The 15966-nt window shown below is 62.6% G+C and carries 15 protein-coding genes and 1 pseudogene; 14 read left to right on the top strand and 2 right to left on the bottom strand.

Features of this window, described 5'->3' with window-relative positions; all coding sequences use genetic code 11:
- Positions 1-5: 5 nt before the first annotated feature.
- The 7 genes from AC5RUO_RS12145 to AC5RUO_RS12115 all read left to right on the top strand — a co-directional run bounded on the left by AC5RUO_RS12145 (position 6) and on the right by AC5RUO_RS12115 (position 5775).
- Positions 6-860, top strand: coding sequence for a substrate-binding periplasmic protein (locus AC5RUO_RS12145; RefSeq protein ID WP_494103645.1), 855 nt, complete (start codon positions 6-8; stop codon positions 858-860).
- The gene (locus AC5RUO_RS12140) at positions 857-1684 is read left to right on the top strand and encodes an SDR family NAD(P)-dependent oxidoreductase (RefSeq protein ID WP_494103644.1); all 828 of its coding nucleotides are present in this window, start codon (positions 857-859) and stop codon (positions 1682-1684) included. Before AC5RUO_RS12145 ends, AC5RUO_RS12140 begins: the two co-directional genes overlap by 4 nt.
- Positions 1684-2034 (top strand): Zn-ribbon domain-containing OB-fold protein, encoded by a 351-nt coding sequence (locus tag AC5RUO_RS12135; RefSeq protein ID WP_494103643.1) that lies wholly within the window; start codon positions 1684-1686, stop codon positions 2032-2034. The genes AC5RUO_RS12140 and AC5RUO_RS12135 overlap by 1 nt, the downstream gene beginning before the upstream one ends.
- Positions 2031-3182: a thiolase family protein gene (locus AC5RUO_RS12130; protein WP_494103642.1), complete on the top strand. Its 1152-nt coding sequence runs from the start codon at positions 2031-2033 to the stop codon at positions 3180-3182. The genes AC5RUO_RS12135 and AC5RUO_RS12130 overlap by 4 nt, the downstream gene beginning before the upstream one ends.
- 12 nt (positions 3183-3194) lie before the next feature.
- Positions 3195-4730 carry an AMP-binding protein gene (locus AC5RUO_RS12125; RefSeq protein ID WP_494103641.1) on the top strand — a complete coding sequence of 512 codons (1536 nt, stop codon included), beginning with the start codon at positions 3195-3197 and terminating at the stop codon, positions 4728-4730.
- Between the two features lie 2 nt (positions 4731-4732).
- A complete protein-coding gene (locus AC5RUO_RS12120) occupies positions 4733-5167 on the top strand; it encodes a hypothetical protein (protein ID WP_494103640.1) in 435 nt (144 codons plus the stop codon).
- Between the two features lie 86 nt (positions 5168-5253).
- Positions 5254-5775, top strand: coding sequence for a gamma carbonic anhydrase family protein (locus AC5RUO_RS12115; RefSeq protein ID WP_494103639.1), 522 nt, complete (start codon positions 5254-5256; stop codon positions 5773-5775).
- 428 nt (positions 5776-6203) lie between these two features.
- Here the strand turns inward: AC5RUO_RS12115 and AC5RUO_RS12110 are convergent, their stop codons facing one another.
- Complete coding sequence (locus tag AC5RUO_RS12110; RefSeq protein ID WP_494103638.1) at positions 6204-6929, bottom strand: GntR family transcriptional regulator; 726 nt, start codon at positions 6927-6929, stop codon at positions 6204-6206.
- A gap of 146 nt (positions 6930-7075) precedes the next feature.
- Between AC5RUO_RS12110 and AC5RUO_RS12105 the strand changes: the two genes are divergently transcribed.
- From AC5RUO_RS12105 to AC5RUO_RS12080, 6 genes are all read left to right on the top strand, one after another.
- The gene (locus AC5RUO_RS12105) at positions 7076-8458 is read left to right on the top strand and encodes an MFS transporter (protein ID WP_494103637.1); all 1383 of its coding nucleotides are present in this window, start codon (positions 7076-7078) and stop codon (positions 8456-8458) included.
- Complete coding sequence (locus tag AC5RUO_RS12100; protein WP_494103636.1) at positions 8455-9480, top strand: L-idonate 5-dehydrogenase; 1026 nt, start codon at positions 8455-8457, stop codon at positions 9478-9480. Before AC5RUO_RS12105 ends, AC5RUO_RS12100 begins: the two co-directional genes overlap by 4 nt.
- Before the next feature lie 62 nt (positions 9481-9542).
- Complete coding sequence (gene manD, locus AC5RUO_RS12095) at positions 9543-10754, top strand: D-mannonate dehydratase ManD (RefSeq protein WP_494103635.1); 1212 nt, start codon at positions 9543-9545, stop codon at positions 10752-10754.
- 11 nt (positions 10755-10765) lie between these two features.
- Entirely contained in the window at positions 10766-11731 is a 966-nt protein-coding gene (locus AC5RUO_RS12090) for a PfkB family carbohydrate kinase (protein WP_494103634.1), read from the top strand.
- Between the two features lie 38 nt (positions 11732-11769).
- Positions 11770-13185, top strand: a complete 1416-nt coding sequence (locus AC5RUO_RS12085; RefSeq protein ID WP_494103633.1) for a mannitol dehydrogenase family protein — start codon at positions 11770-11772, stop codon at positions 13183-13185.
- Positions 13178-13807 (top strand): bifunctional 4-hydroxy-2-oxoglutarate aldolase/2-dehydro-3-deoxy-phosphogluconate aldolase, encoded by a 630-nt coding sequence (locus tag AC5RUO_RS12080; protein WP_494103632.1) that lies wholly within the window; start codon positions 13178-13180, stop codon positions 13805-13807. Before AC5RUO_RS12085 ends, AC5RUO_RS12080 begins: the two co-directional genes overlap by 8 nt.
- Before the next feature lie 268 nt (positions 13808-14075).
- Here the strand turns inward: AC5RUO_RS12080 and AC5RUO_RS12075 are convergent.
- Positions 14076-14416 (bottom strand): annotated as a pseudogene (locus tag AC5RUO_RS12075) (recombinase family protein); the annotation flags it as partial.
- 304 nt (positions 14417-14720) lie between these two features.
- Between AC5RUO_RS12075 and AC5RUO_RS12070 the strand changes: the two are divergent.
- A complete protein-coding gene (locus tag AC5RUO_RS12070) occupies positions 14721-15947 on the top strand; it encodes an NAD(P)/FAD-dependent oxidoreductase (protein WP_494103631.1) in 1227 nt (408 codons plus the stop codon).
- Positions 15948-15966: the final 19 nt, after the last annotated feature.

Here is a 15966-nt window from a genome sequence, read left to right as displayed (position 1 = left end):
ACACCATGAACACATCACTGCGCGCCATCCAGGTACTCCTTGTCGGTGCACTGGCCGCGTCGGCCACAGCCTGCGCTTCCAACGCCCCCAGTACCGCTCCTGCCGCTGACTGCAAACCCGTCGCGGAATTCGACACGATCGTTGACGACACACTCACCGTCGCTGCGGTCCAGCAGCTGCCCGGGATCAATGTGGACGTCAACACTAAGGAGATCACTGGCCTTGACTCTGTCCTGCTGACGAAGTTCGCGGAGGAGAATTGCCTGCGCCTTGACGTTCAGCCACTGGCGGGAGCAGCCGCTGTCGCTGCCATGACCGAGGGCAAAGCCGACGTTGCCGGCGGCGGCTGGTACAAGACGGCCGAGCGCGCCAAGGTCCTCGGCCAATCAGAAACCCTGTGGTACGACCAGGCCGGCATCGTGTCCAAAACCGGTCTGGCCTCCATCGACGAGCTGGCAGGCAAGAAGGTCGGCGTCGTCGGAGGCTCCCTCTTCGAGAAGCCGCTCGGTGAAGCCATTGGCGCAGAGAACGTGGTGTCCTATCAGTCCATCGATGCCATCTTCAAGGATCTGGAGTCCGGACGCATCGACGCCGCCCTGGGCGCCGGTGCCACACTTGCGATCCAAATCAAGGACCGTGGCAACTCAGAGCTGAAAATATCAACCCTGGATCCGAACCCGAAGTACGAAGTTCTCACCAAGCCCGGCGAGCCGAACTACCCCTATACAAAGTCGAACGAGCAGCTCGGCGCGGCCCTGAATGACTTCATCAAGCGAGCCAAAGAAGAAGGGCTGATCAAGGACGCCCTTGCCGAATACGGCATCACCAGCCAGACAGCCCTGGAAGGACCGTCGAAGTGACGGCAGCAGCAGGCATCGACACGACCGCGTCCAACGCCTTGCTAGGGCTGACAGTACTGGTCACCGGGGGAGGAAGCGGCATTGGTGCAGGAATCGCTGCGGAGATGGCTAAAGCGGGAGCAACGGTGGTGGTCAATGACTACGACGAGCGTGCCGCGAAAGAGGTCTCTGAGGAACTTGTCGCCCAGGGCTACCTCGCGCACGCCGTCGCCGGGGACATCACCGACGACGCCACCATCCGGGCTTTGATCGAGGAATGCCAGCAAATTGGTGGCGGGGTTGACGTCCTGGTTAACAATGCCGGCATTACCGGCAAGCAACACTTTGAAGACATCGATCCGGCGACCTGGAACCGGGTGCTGTCCGTTAACCTCACCGCGCCGTTCGCGCTTTCTGCAGCGGTTATCCCTGGGATGAAGCAAAAAGGCCAAGGCAGAATCATCAATATCGCGTCCATCGCCGGCATCCGCGTCAGCGTTCTTGGCGGCGCCGCCTACACCGCTTCCAAAGCTGGCGTTCTGGGGCTGACGAGGCACCTGGCGAGCGAGCTCGCGCCCGACAACATCACGGTCAACGCCATCCTGCCCGGTGTGACCCTGACACCCCTTGTTGAAAAGGCCACCGATACAGCGGGCAGGACTGCCATAGCAGCGTCAGTTCCCCTTGGCCGCATGGGCACACCGCAGGACATCGGACGCCTTGCCGTTTATCTTGCGGGTGAAGACAGCTCCTACATCACGGGCGTTTCCATCCCCATCGATGGCGGTATAACCGTGCTGCCAGGGGACTACACCGAGTACCGGCAGTCGAGAGGCGAGAACTGATGTCCCTCACCAGCAATCACACCCCGACTGATGTGCAAACCATCCCAATAACAGCCTGCACTCATTGCCGGTTCCGCAGCCCGACCCCCGCTGCCTCCTGTCCGCTCTGTGGCGAGGCTACAGAGCAGCGGGAAGTCGAAGCGATCGGAACGGTCTGGTCCCACACGCTTGTCCATCTGCCCCACGGAACCAACACCACCGGCTACCGGCTTGTCTACGTCGACCTCGACGACGGCCCCCGAATTCTCTGCCAGCAAGCACCCGATGAACCCCCGGTGAAGGTGGACGATCGCGTCCTGATCGGCTCCGGCAGCGAGGACACCTACTTGATCAAGGAAGTAACACGGTGAGCATCACCGAACCGATCCTCACCGGAGTGGGAACAAGCAACTTCGGCAAGCAACCCTTCTCAGCCGAAGAACTCGTCACCCAGGCCATCCAGGAAGCCCTCCTTGCATCAGGGGTCACGGCCCGGGACATAGACGCCATCTACATCGGCACCGTTTTTGCTTACCCGGGTACCGCACACCGCGCCCTCCGAGCAGCCGGATTGGCTGGCGTTCCCATCATCACCGTGGAAAACGCCTGCGCCAGCGGGACCCTGGCCGTCCACATGGCAGCGCAATCCGTGCGGTTCGGCGAAAACTCCACTGCACTGGCCGTGGGCTTCGAGAAAATGTCTGACTGGATCAAGGGCCCCATTCCTACCGACACCAAGGACAGGGAAGCCATCCAGGGGATGCAGCTGCCTTCAATGTATGCCATGACGGCGACCCGATATATGGAGAAATACGGGGTCACCGCCGAACAGCTCGCCTACATCTCCGTGAAAAACCACGCGAACGCCATGCAGAACGACAGGGCCCAATACCGCGGCGACTACACGATCGAGCAGATCCTCGGCTCCCGCCCCATTTCAGATCCCCTGACTCTCCTGCAGTGCAGCCCCATTTCCGACGGGGCAGGAGCTGTTGTCATCAGAAGCAAAGACGTGGTCGATCCAGGGACGCAAGGAGTCAAGGTCCTGGCATCAAGCTTCCAGAGTGGAGCCATTTGGCCGTCCCCGGACTCGGACAAGGTCTGGAACTGGGAACTCATCGACCGAACAACCCGGCGGACTCTTAAACAAGCCGGCCTGACCAACAACGACATTGATGTCTGCGAGGTCCACGACGCGTTCACCATTGGGGAAATCATCACCGTTGAAGCGATGGGATTCTGTGAGGAAGGCGAAGGCGCCGCGTTTGCCGAAGAAGGGCACACCTCCATGGGTGGTCAAGTCCCCGTCAACCCCTCCGGTGGGCTGCTTTCGAGAGGGCACCCCCTTGGTGCAACAGGACTTGCGCAGGTCGCCGAAATCTATTGGCAGCTCACGGGCACCGCCGAAGGGCGGCAGGTCCCCTCGGCCCGCCGCGGCCTCGTCGAAACGATGGGCGGCAGCGCCAGTGGCCTCAGCGGCAACGGATGCGTCGTCACCGCCTTTGAAACTCTGACCTAGGAAGAATCACACATGCACGCCCTTGAAGACCCCTGGATCATCTACTCCAAGAGCCTGATCGATAACGCCACTCAGCCCGCCATCGTGGCCGGAGACGACGAAATCACCTATGGGCGGCTTCACGCCGCCGCAGCCTCACTGTCCAACGCACTCGACGAGGTTGCCCGACCGCAAACCAGTGTCTCAGTGCTTCTGGGGATGCTTCCCGAATTCATCGCCGCCGACCTGGCCATCCTCCGCTCCAACCTGGTCAAGGTCCCGCTCAACCCCATGCTGTCCGCCTCGGAAATGAGCTACATCATCGAGCACTCCGAGAGCCCAATCCTGCTCACATCCTCCAAGCTGGACAGCGGCTACCTGGACAAGGTCGAATCCATCAAAGCCGACCGCCCCGACCTGGTGGTGATCGACGTCGATCTCGCAGAACTGACAACCGTCGAGTCCATGGACAGCCACCCCGTCAACGCGAAGGGAAGCGACCGCGCCGCCATCTACTACACCGGCGGAACAACAGGCCGTCCCAAAGGAGTCGTGCATTCGCGCGCGTCCGTCGCCACGAACATCATCGCCCATGTCCTGGAGGCGGAAGTAACATCCCGCGATACCCTGCTGCTCTCAACCTCGTTGTCGCACTCCGCCGGGGCGTTCGCCGCTGCGGGCATCGCACGAGGAGCAAAAACCGTGCTCCTGGATAAGTTCTCCCCACAGTCGTTCAGCGACATCGGTCACCGGCACGCAGCAACATTTGCGATGGTAGTACCCACCATGCTGTACCGCCTGATTGATTTTCACGCCAACGGCGGAGAACTCCCCAAACTCAACACACTCGTGTACGGCTCGGCACCCGTCACCCCGTCCCGGCTCAAGGAAGCGATCGATGTGTTCGGTCCGATCCTCATTCAGCTCTTTGGACAGACCGAATGCCCCAACTGGGGAACCGTACTGACCAAGGCAGACCATGCACTCGGGCTGCAGGACCCGACCGTCCTGAGCAGCTGTGGAAAACGCAGCCTCTTCGCTGACGCCAGGGTCATCGACGACAACGGCAACCCCCTCGGCCACGGGCAAACAGGCGAGATCTGCCTCTCGGCGCCTTTCAACATGGACGAATACCTGAAAAACCCCGAGGCTACGGCGAAAACTAAAATCAACGGGTGGATCCACACCGGCGACATCGGCCAGTGGGATGACCGCGGATACCTCTACATCAAGGACCGCAAGGCCGACATGATCATCACCGGCGGATACAACGTCTACTGCTCCGAAGTAGAAGCCGAAATCCAGAAAATCCCCGGCGTGGCACAAGTCGCAGTCATCGGTGTGCCCGACGAGGACTGGGGCGAAGCTGTCTGCGCCGTCGTGGTCCCGACGCCCAACAGCCAGATCACCGAAGATGACATTCTTTCCCAGGCCCGCACCCTGCTCGGGAACTACAAACGTCCCAAAAAGGTCCAAATCATCGATGCCATGCCCTTAACCCCGTTCGGCAAGGCCGATAAAAAAGCCCTCCGCGCCCCGTACTGGGCCGGCCGGGAACGGGCCATCTAGTCATGATCCGACACCAGGAAGTCCAAACCACCAAGGGAACGACAGCAACCCTGGTGGACTCGATCTCCTTCGTCACAGAAGAGGACACCGGGGCCGTCATCGTCTGTGCCTCACACGGCGGCGCCAGCTCCGGGGAATATGCGAGCAAGTACCGCCTGGGCCTAGTGGTATTCAACGACGCCGGAGTCGGCAAGGACGAGGCCGGAATTCAAGCGCTCACCCTGTTGGCCCAGCATGGCACCGCGTCCTGCGCAGTCAGCCATAACAGCTCACGGATCGGCGATGTCCTCGATCAATGGGAGAACGGCGTCATATCGTGCTCCAACCCCCTCGCAGAAGACACCATCCGCCCGGGAATGACGGTACAGGCAGCCGTCGACGCGTGGCTGATCAAGCACCCTGTGTCAAAGTCCGGACCCTCAACCACCTCTGCGTGATTGAGGAACGAACCAACAGGACGACGCACGATCACTGGGCCCGCGGAGGAATCCGGGTCCAAACGGCACAACGCCAGGAGCCCCTTATGAACATTTCAATGGGCGACCGCCGCCCCAAAGTCGCGGACACCGCCTGGATCGCTCCCACCGCTGTCCTCATTGGTGACGTCCATCTAGGGGACAACGTCAGCGTCTGGTACGGAGCAGTCCTACGAGCCGACGGCGCAGGCATCACTGTAGAAGCTGGCTCCAACATCCAAGACAACTGTGTCTTCCACAGCGATCCGGGGATGCCCGTGCACATCGGTACAGGTGTGAGCATCGGCCATGGAGCAATCATCCACGGAGCCACAATCGAGGATCACGTTATCGTCGGCATGGGCGCCACGGTGATGAACGGAGCACGCATAGGCGGAGACTCCCTGATCGCGGCCAACGCACTGGTCACGGAGGGAAAACAAGTTCCCTCCGGGGTTCTCTTCGCCGGAGTTCCTGGAAAAGTAGTTCGGAAGCTTTCCGAACAGGAAACTTCAGCTATACGCAACAACGCGGACAAATGCCACGAATTGGCGGACACCCATGCCTCGTCCCTCCTGGCTCAGGATTGACGCACCGACAGACTTTAGTGGATAACCCAAAGCGAATTGTCCCCGGCTGCCGGCGGCCAGGTAGCAGTTGCTATGCGTTACTGCTTTTTGAGCGGCTGCTAGAAACCCACGACGTCAGGTTGGAGTGTGGCTCTATCTGACTGGATAGCTGAGGGTTGCGTCGAGTAGGAGCTGAAGCCGGAATCCCAAGGGCATCAAATTTGCCAAGGCGTTGGGCCAAATAGCAGAGGGATCCCTGCGTGCCCCTTTGGCGAAGGGTTCGGGTTTGCTGACGGCACTGTCGTTCACCTCACGAGCGTCTGCGCGAGCCGCGACTAGAGGCCAGAGGCGGTGGCCCCTCGCCCACCGCTTTTTCATTCGCCGAAAACAGGCCTCCTTTAAGCTGGCAGTCGCCAAGTACAGCGGAGATGCCTGTTTGTTCTACTTGGTCAGGACAGACGCGCCACGCTTCGGCGGCTGGGCCGGGCGAGGGTGCCGTCGGAGAAAAGTTCTGGGGTGGTTTCCTGGATCCGCTGGACGTCCTCGAAGACCCCCCGCAGGTGCAGGCGCAGCGAGCTGTCGGCGTCATCGAGGTTGTTGGTTTCCAAGGCATCCACTACTGCGGTGTGTTGTTGGATCAGAGTTGCGATGGGTCTGGTGTCCAGCAGGCTCAGGCGTCGGGCGCGGTCAAGGTGTGCCTTGGCTGAGTTGACTGCAGACCAGGCGGACTCATGCCCTGCAAGGCGCAGGAGCTCGCGGTGGAATTCCTCATCGAGACGGAAAAACTCCTCGACGTCTTTCTGTGCATCGGCTTCCGTCTGGCTTTTGAGTATCAGTCGTAACCCGGCAAGGCCTTCATTGTCCACGGCCAGGTCCCGCAGGGAGGCGCATTCGATGGCCTCCCGCACGAACTGGGCTTCCGAGACGCGGCCAAGATCCACCAGAGAAACAAAGGAGCCAATTTGGGGGAAGACCTGGATCAGGCCCTCTTCCCGAAGCAGGATCAGGCTTTCGCGGACCGGCGTGCGGCTCACGCCCAGTTCCTGGGCCAGCTCATTCTCTGAGAGCGGCTCGCCGGGGGGCAGCTGGAGGGAGATGATGCGGCGCCGGATCGTCTCCAGCGTTTTGTCCCTCACGGACAGCCGTGGAGCGGCGCCTCTTTTCTCGGTTCCCATGAACTCATTCTAAGTGGTTGACACACTAGAATGGTAGTGCTTGTATGGTAGTAGAACAGGTGCTGCCGGTCACACCCCCGATGCCGGCAAACCTTCCCCTTTTCGAATCTCCCCTTCGTTTTTCATCGCCTGCAAAGGAGCATCAGATGACTGAGAGCATCTCGCCGCCCGTAACCAAGCCGGAGGCAAAACCCACCAAGGAATTGGCCAAAGTCGCCGTATCCGGTTGGCTGGGAACTGCCATGGAGTTCATGGACTTCCAGCTGTATTCGCTGGCAGCAGCCATCGTGTTCAACAGGCTCTTCTTCCCCGACGTTAGCCCGGTCATTGGCCTGATCGCCGCAATGGCAACCTACGGCGTGGGCTACGTTGCCCGTCTTGCGGGTGCCGTCTACTTCGGCCGAATGGGCGACAGGATCGGCCGCAAGAAGGTCCTCTTCATCACGATCGCCCTGATGGGCGCTTCCACCACGCTGATCGGTGTCCTCCCCACCTACGCGATGATCGGCATCTGGGCCCCCATCCTGCTGGTGGCATTGCGCCTGGCACAGGGCTTCGGCGCCGGTGCTGAGATCGCCGGCGCAACCGTGATGCTGGCCGAATTCGCCCCGGCCCGCCGCCGCGGCCTCATCTCCTCCCTCGTGTGCCTGGGCACCAACTCCGGCACCCTCGCCGCCTCTGCCATCTGGGCAATCCTCGTCTCCACCCTCTCTGAAGAGGACCTGCTGAGCTGGGGCTGGCGCATCCCGTTCCTGTTCAGCTTCGTGCTCATGCTCTTCGCCGTCTGGGTCCGCCACCACGTCAAAGAAAGTCCCGTCTTCGAGGAGCGTGCCGACGTTGTCGACGGTGTTGCACTGTCCAAGCGCGAAATCGCCGCCGCGGAAGAGCTCGCCAAGACCAGCACCATCGAAGCCGCCCTGCACCAGCGCAAGGGCAAGGCCTTCCTGATCGCTCTCGGACTGCGCTTCGGTCAGGCAGGCAACTCCGGGCTGATCCAGACCTTCCTCATCGGTTACCTCGCCACCGTCCTCCTCGTCGACAAGAGTGTAGGCACCACTGCCATCATGTACGGCTCGCTGCTGGGCTTCCTGACCATCCCGGTCATGGGCATGCTCGGTGACCGCTTCGGCCGGCGGCCGCTCTACCTGGCGCTGAGCGCCCTCACCGCACTGTTCGCCATCCCCATGTTGATGATGGTCACCAGCGGCAACACCACACTCATCACCATCGCGATGGTTGTCGGCCTGAACCTGGGCGTACTGAGCCTGTTCGCCATGGAGAGCGTGACCATGGCCGAGTTCTTCGGTGCCCGTACCCGCTTCACCCAGCTCGCCCTGGCTAAGGAAATCGGCGGCATCCTTGCCACCGCCATCGGCCCCCTGCTGGCCGCAACACTCACCGCAATCACCGGACACTGGTGGCCCTTGGCAGCGATGCTCATCGCTTACTCGCTGATCACCCTCATCTCGGCCTTCGTGGGTCCCGAGGTCCGTGGCCGCGACATGGTCCGCTTGGAAGACGCAGTATGAAAGCCGTCGTTGTCCATGGCGCAAACGATCTACGGATCGACGAACGGCCCGAGCCTGTAGCCGGCCCCGGCGAGGTAGTGCTCGACGTCGAATGGGGAGGCATCTGCGGATCGGACCTTTCGTACTGGCGCCACGGCGCCTCGGGGACGGCGGCGCTGAAGTCACCGCTTGTCCTCGGCCACGAAGTGGCAGGACGGATCGCCCAGCTCGGCGACGGTGTAAAGAACCTCGAGGTCGGCCAGCCGGTTACCGTCCACCCCGCAGAACTGGTGGGGGACGGCATCTTGCCGGACCGCCTGGCCGGGCGCACCAACCTGTACCCGCAAATCCGCTACTTCGGATCCGCCGCCTTTGATCCGCACACTGACGGCGGCTTCAGTGAACGGAAGCTCGCCAAAGCTTCCCAGATACGGGTGCTTCCCGACGGAGTGGACACGCTCCGCGGCGCCCTGGCCGAACCGCTCGCCGTCGCAATGCATGCAGTCAGCCGTGCCGGTGACCTTACCGGCCGTGACGTCCTCGTCAACGGTGCCGGGCCCATCGGCTCCCTGGTGGTGGCAGCGGCAAAGTACGCCGGCGCCAGGACCGTCATCGCCGCTGACATCAACGACGCGGCGCTGAAGATCGCTAAAGCCATGGGCGCCGATGAGGTCCGGAACGTTTCCGGTGGTGAAAGCCTTCCCGAGGAAATGGAGCTGGTGTTCGAAGCGTCCGGCATTCCGGCAGTGCTGGGCGCTGTTCTCCGCGCCACTGCACGCGGTGGCACCCTCGTCCAGGTCGGAAACCTTCCGGGCGCGCCGGCACCGGCCGCCTTGGGCGACCTGGTCACGCGCGAGATCACCTGGATCGGTTCCTACCGCTTCGCGGACGAAATCAGTAACGCCCTTAGCGCCATGGCCGGAGGCCTGGACGTATCCCCGGTCATCACGCACAAGTTCGGGATCGAACAGGCAGCCGAAGCCATGAGGGTTTTTGGCGATCCTGCTGCCGGCAGCAGCAAAGTCATGCTCAAGCTCAGCTGAGCCACAGCTGACAGTTCCGGCCAATACAACTTCTCCACCATCAACATCCAAAGGACCAACCAGTGAAGATCACCGACGCACGGGTAGTTGTTTCGTCGCCCGGACGGAATTACGTCACCCTCGTTATCGAAACCGAGGACGGCATCACCGGCATCGGCGACGCCACGCTCAACGGCCGCGAGATGGCGGTGGCGTCGTACCTGTCCGAGCACCTGTGCCCGATGCTGATTGGCCGCGACGCGCGTCGGATTGAGGACGCGTGGCAGTACTTCTACAAGGGGGCTTACTGGCGTCGTGGCCCGGTGACCATGACGGCGATCGCCGCCATCGACGTCGCGCTCTGGGACATCAAGGGCAAGGCAGCGGGCATGCCCGTCTACGAATTGTTGGGCGGTGCGGCCCGCGAGGGTGTCATGGTCTACGGCCATGCCAGCGGCTCCACTCTGGAGGACCTTAGCGCCGACTTCCAGCACCACCTGGACCTCGGCTACAAGGCCATCCGGGTCCAGGCAGCGGTGCCTGGACTGGACAAAACCTATGGCATCGCGCCGGTGGACGGGAAGCTGTACGAGCCTGCCAGCGGCAACGTCCCGCAGGAGGACACCTGGGAGACGTCGGCGTACCTGGACTTCGCACCCAAGATGATGGCTCACGTCCGCGAGGAATTCGGCTACGGCACCCATGTCCTGCACGACGTGCACCACCGCCTCTCCCCGATCGAGGCCGGGCGGCTGGGCGCTTCACTGGAGCAGTACCGGCCGTTCTGGATCGAGGATCCCACACCGGCAGAGGACCAATCAGCGTTCCGCCTGATCCGCCAGCACACCACCACGCCCATCGCCGTCGGTGAGGTGTTCAACTCCATCTGGGACTGCCAGCAGCTGATCACCGAACGCCTCATCGATTACATCCGCACCTCCGTTTCGCACGCCGGGGGCATCACGCACCTGCGCAGGATCTTCTCCCTGGCGGATCTGTACGGTGTCCGTTCGGGCTCCCACGGTGCAGGCGATCTGTCCCCTGCGTCGTTCGCCGCAGCCCTCCACGTGGATATGAGCATCCCCAACTTCGGCATCCAGGAATACATGGGCCACCGGGAACCGGCCAACGAAGTGTTCACCACGTCCTACACGTTCAACGACGGGTACATGCACCCCGGAGACGCCCCTGGCATCGGGGTGGAGTTCAACGAGGAAGCCGCCACCCGCTTCCCCTTCGACCCCAAATACCTGCCCATCAACCGGCGGCTCGACGGATCGGTGCACGACTGGTGAACGACGCAACAATGCATAGCGCGAACCAGCCGTTCGACGTCGTCGTGATGGGGGAGATCCTCGTTGAGGTGGCCACAGACGTGGCCTTTGGGCACGGCGTGCCCGCCCAGCTCGGCATCTCCGGGGACGCCCTGAACGTCGCCGCCGCCGCAGCCGCAGCCGGCGCCCGCGTCGGGTTGCTGGCGGTACTGACCGACGACGACCTAGGCAAGGCGATCGCCGCGCGGATCGTTGAACTCGGCATTTCCCCCGACCTCCTAAAGTTCCGGCAAGGCCAGCAGGGCGTCTACCTGGTGCACAGCGATCCCGACGGGCAGCGCGAGTTCTCCTACGCCCGCAGCGGCAGCGTGGGATCCAGCCTTGGACCCGACGACGTTGACCCGGCAGTGTTTTCAGCCGCCGGCGCCGTTGTGGCAGGCGGTATCGCCTGCGCCATCTCAGACTCCTCCCGGGCCGCGGTCCTGAAGGCCGCTGCACTGGCAAAACGCTTCGTGTTCGATCCCAACTTCCGCCCCCGCCTCACGTCCGCAGAGGATGCGGCGGCAGTCCTCCTCCAGCTCGCACCGCGGACTTTCCTGGTGACGCCGTCCTTTCCGGGCGAAACATCTGCACTGCTGGGCTGCTCCACAGCGAGGGAGGCAGCAGCCAAACTCCGGAGCCTGGGCGCAGCGAACGTAGCGGTCACGTGCGGAGCCGAGGGTATCCAGCTTGAAGGCGAAGGCCAGAACAGTGCATGGATTGACTCGATCCCCGCCCCAGCCGTCGTGGACCAGACCGGGGCGGGGGACTCGTTCGTGGGCACGCTGACCGCGCGGATGGTCCTGGGAGACGCACTCCCCGTCGCTGCCCGGTACGGTGCGGCGGCAGCCTCCTTGGTCGTCGGCGGCAAGGGCGGGACGGGATACATCCCCACCTTCGAACAGACCCACGCCCATGCGGCCGGATCCCCCGAAGGAGCACTGTCATCACACGCCTAAGCGCAGCCTCCCTCGCCAGCGGCAAACACCAGCCGCGGGTGCCCACAGGCACCTTCCAGCCCGGCATTGTGCACCTGGGCCTTGGCGCTTTTGCCCGGGCCCACACCGCCGTCTTTACAGAAAACGCCATGCTCGCTACCGGCGCGTCCGACTGGGGAATTATTGGGGTGACCCAACGCTCCGATACTGTCGCACGCCAGCTAACACCCCAGGACGGGCTGTTCACCGTTGCCGAGCGTGGCAGCGGCGCCGCACCGCTCCGCGTTGTTTCCAGCATTGTGGAAGCCATCTCCGGCAGGGACAACCCGAAAACTGTCGTGGACCGGATCGCCGCACCCGCCACGCAGGTGGTGACACTGACCATCACCGAAAAGGGCTACCGGATTGATCCCCACACGGGATCGCTCAACACCGCAGATGAACAGGTGCAGGCCGACCTTGCCGGCCACCCACCCCTGACGGCGATCGGACAGCTTACCCGGGGAATCCAGCAGCGGGCCCGCAACGGGGCAGGGCCGCTCACCGTCGTCTCCTGTGATAACCTCCCGGGCAACGGGGAGCTGACCGGAAACCTGGTCCGCGCCTTCGCCCGAGCCCTGCCCGAAACGGAAGCAGGGCCGCTTCTGGCATGGCTGGATGCAAACGTAGCGTTTCCCAGCACCATGGTGGACCGCATGGTCCCGGCCACCACCAGCGCCGACCTTGACGCCGTCGAACGTGAACTTGGGCTGCGCGACGAGGCTGCTGTGGTGGCTGAACCCTTTATGCAATGGGTCATTGAGGATAACTTTGCTGGGAACCGGCCGGCCTGGGAGGAAGCCGGCGCACTGTTCAGCAACGACGTCGCCGCGTGGGAAGCAGCCAAGCTGCGATTGCTCAACGCCAGCCACTCATTGCTCGCCTACCTTGGCCTTGCCGCGGGCAAGGAGACCATCAGTGATGCCGTGGGAGAGGACTCCTTCCGCACAGCATGCCGGCTGATGCTGGCCGAGGACGGCCTCCCCACCATCAGCCTGCCCGACGGCCTGGATGGTGAAACCTACTGCGCCCAGATTCTGGAACGCTTCGCGAACCCCGCCCTCGGACACACCACAGCCAAAGTCGGCAGCGACGGCTCCCAGAAAATCGGCCTGCGCCTACTGACCACAATCCGCGCAAACCTCGATGCCGGCCGGGAGCCCCGATGGGCTGCCCTGGCCGTGGCTGCATGGATGCACCATGTTGCCTCCACCGGCACAGAGGAGCTGAACGACCCCCTCGCCGCCGAGCTTCAGGACGCCCTTCCCGCCAACCGGACAGCGGACACCGTCATCCCGGCGCTCCTCGGCTGCCGCAGCGTCTTCGACGCCGGGCTCGCGGCAGACAGCACCTTCACGGGACTCCTCACGCACTGGTACCGCATCATTGATACCCAAGGCCTGGACGGCCTGAGAAACGAGATTAACCATGACTAACGCCAACAGCGTCCTGCACATATCACCCGTCATCCCGGTCGTAACCATCGATGACCCGCAACACGCCGTTCCCCTTGCCAGGGCCCTGGTCGCCGGCGGGGTCCCAATCATCGAACTCACGCTCCGCACCGAAAGTGCGCTCACGTCACTGAAGCTCATCGCCAACGAAGTGCCCGAAATCCTCGTCGGGGCAGGCACCGTACTAACGCCCGGCCAGGCGGACGCGGCGGTCACCGCCGGCGCACAGTTCCTCGTCAGCCCTGGCGTGACACCGTCCCTGCTGGATTACATGCTGACCCTCGGAATCCCTGTCCTGCCCGGCGTGGCCACCGTGGGCGAGACGATGGCGGTGCTCGAGCACGGGCTGGACACCATGAAGTTCTTCCCGGCCGGACCAGCCGGTGGCCCGGACTATCTCGCCGCCATCGGCGCTCCCATCCCGCAAGTCCAGTTCTGCCCAACCGGTGGTATCAGCCTCGCTTCCGCACCGGCCTACCTTGCACTGCCCAACGTATCCTGCGTCGGCGGCAGCTGGCTCACCCCCCGCAGCGCCATCGAAAACCAGGACTGGCAGCAGATCACCAAGCTCGCCGAGGAGGCTGCGTCCCTCCGGACGGAGTGATGCGGGATAGCGATTTTAGAAGAAAGTCAAGACATGCGGACCTCTTTGTCACGTTGAGGTGTGCTCTTATTGGACGAGAACATGGCACGCGAGCCAGGTTTTCGGGCTTGATGGCTCCGGCTGCCCCCGAGGCCGTTCGCCACACCTTTGATCGGACTGGTCCTACAGCGTTGTTCAGAAGGATCGAATAGTTCGGAATCGGACATGCACGCGTGCCAGTAGTCGGCGCTTCGGTTGCGGCATCGACAGCGCCGGCAGGGGAGGGGTTTCACCCCAGCTTGGCGTGGCGCAGGTACTGATAGATCGTCTCCCTGCTGATCCCGTAATCGCGGGCGAGGACGGCTTTCGGAACCAGCTCGCGGCCCGTTCCGATGGGAGGGCTTTTTGGCCTTTGTAGGCTCCGCGGTGCTTGGCCAAGGCAATGCCTTCCCTTTGCCGTTTCCTTATAAGGCAACGTTCGTATTCGGCGAAAGCACCCATGATTGAGAGCATGAGGTTAGCCATGGGAGAGTCCTCGCCGGTAGAAGCCAGGCTTTTCATGAGTAACTCAACCCGCAGGCCTTTACGGGCGAGGCCCTGCATCAGGGCACGCAGGTCATCCAGGTTGCGCTGTCCGGTGCCCTGAGCCAGCATTCTCCTTCTCCAGCTCTTTGGTCCGCTTGGACGCTTTGGCGTTCTTCTCGGGCGTGTATTGGGGTCAGCCACCGGTACCAGGACGCCCTCGGCGGATCTGCAGTCCCAGGGGGAGAATCTGCCGGAGTAGGAGAGTTCAGATAGGGACATTCTTACTACGTCAGGCGCGACTTTCGGTCATTGAGATGGCGTTTTTCGTTGTTTATGCCATTTCGCCACTGTTTCCCGTGGGTCTTGAGATGCTGGAGCAGCTCCTTATTCAGCAAGACAGGAATAGAAAATGAAGCATGTGGTAGTAGTTGGCGGCGGCATCGTCGGCCTGTCGGCGGCTTGGTTTCTGATGGCAAAGGGCAATCGGGTCACTGTGCTGGAGAGGAAGCAGATAGGATCTGGGGCATCGTGGGGCAACGCCGGGTGGATTAGCCCGGCATTTTCGGTGCCCCTGGCCGAACCGGCAGCGCTCAAGTTTGGTCTGTCGGCATTCTTCTCCAACACCTCTCCTGTTTCGGTCCCGCTCCGTGCCGACCCAAACCTCTTCCGGTTCCTGATGTCGTTCGTGGGCAGCTGCCGGCCGGACAAGTGGGAGGCAGGCGTCCAGTCCCTTACCCCACTTAACCTGCAGGCGCTGCGGGCTTACCGCGAATTGGAAGCCGCAGGTGTGCAGGGCGGCCCCGTGCGAATGGATCCGGGACTGATCTTCACCGCCAGCGCACAGCAACTATCGGGCATCGAGCACGAATTGAAGTTCGTTCGAGCTGCAGGCCAGGATGTCGACTTTGACCTTCTCGACGGGCAGGCTGCCAGGCGCTTGGCACCCATGGTCTCGGAGGACCTTGGCGGGGCGCTAAGACTCAACGATCAGTATTACCTGGACCCACGAGTTTTCGTGAGCTCTTTGGCAAAGAGGCTCGTGGCCAGCGGCGCCGTCATTAAAGAGGGTGTCTCCGTGCTCGGTGTGGAGCATGATGGCGGCCCAGTCCTTCACACCAGCGCGGGACGTATGCCTGCAGATGCGGTCATCATGGCGAATGGGGCGTGGCTTGCCGACTTCCGAAAAAAGCTTGGCATCCGGCAAGCCGTCCAGGCCGGCCGGGGATATAGCTTCAGTGTAAAGACTGACGCCCTGCCATCTGGGCCGCTCTACTTCCCGTCCCACCGGGTGGTCGCCACGCCCATGGGACAGACATTGCGCATCTCAGGAATGATGGAGTTCCGCCACCCTGACGCTCCTCTCGATCACCGGCGCCTCGATGCCGTTGTCCGGACCATTAAGCCTTTACTTCCATCCATTGATTTCGACCGCCGCAGCGAAGAATGGGTGGGATCGCGCCCGTGCACGGCGGACGGATTGCCGCTTATCGGCCGCAGTCGGATCCCGGATGTGCATGTCGCTGGTGGGTACGGCATGTGGGGCTTAACCTTGGGCCCCGCCGGAGGCCAAATGCTCGCAGAGCTGATCTCCGGAAACAACGTTCCTGAAGCCGCCGACTTTGACCCCCTGCGTTAACATCCGCAACAGCAACGAG

It is taken from the genome of Arthrobacter sp. Y3221087 (assembly GCF_059089905.1).
Note: the sequence above shows the minus strand (reverse complement) of the source record. Positions and strands in the feature narration are given on the sequence as shown.

Bases quoted from the DNA above. Each gene is read 5' to 3' on its own strand.
- AC5RUO_RS12145 (WP_494103645.1), top strand. From the start codon at position 6: ATGAACACATCACTGCGCGCCATCCAGGTACTCCTTGTCGGTGCACTG.
- AC5RUO_RS12100 (WP_494103636.1), top strand. From the start codon at position 8,455: ATGAAAGCCGTCGTTGTCCATGGCGCAAACGATCTACGGATCGACGAA.
- AC5RUO_RS12120 (WP_494103640.1), top strand. From the start codon at position 4,733: ATGATCCGACACCAGGAAGTCCAAACCACCAAGGGAACGACAGCAACC.
- AC5RUO_RS12105 (WP_494103637.1), top strand. From the start codon at position 7,076: ATGACTGAGAGCATCTCGCCGCCCGTAACCAAGCCGGAGGCAAAACCC.
- AC5RUO_RS12080 (WP_494103632.1), top strand. From the start codon at position 13,178: ATGACTAACGCCAACAGCGTCCTGCACATATCACCCGTCATCCCGGTC.
- AC5RUO_RS12110 (WP_494103638.1), bottom strand. From the start codon at position 6,929: ATGGGAACCGAGAAAAGAGGCGCCGCTCCACGGCTGTCCGTGAGGGAC.
- AC5RUO_RS12115 (WP_494103639.1), top strand. From the start codon at position 5,254: ATGAACATTTCAATGGGCGACCGCCGCCCCAAAGTCGCGGACACCGCC.
- AC5RUO_RS12070 (WP_494103631.1), top strand. From the start codon at position 14,721: ATGAAGCATGTGGTAGTAGTTGGCGGCGGCATCGTCGGCCTGTCGGCG.
- AC5RUO_RS12125 (WP_494103641.1), top strand. From the start codon at position 3,195: ATGCACGCCCTTGAAGACCCCTGGATCATCTACTCCAAGAGCCTGATC.
- AC5RUO_RS12090 (WP_494103634.1), top strand. From the start codon at position 10,766: ATGCATAGCGCGAACCAGCCGTTCGACGTCGTCGTGATGGGGGAGATC.
- AC5RUO_RS12135 (WP_494103643.1), top strand. From the start codon at position 1,684: ATGTCCCTCACCAGCAATCACACCCCGACTGATGTGCAAACCATCCCA.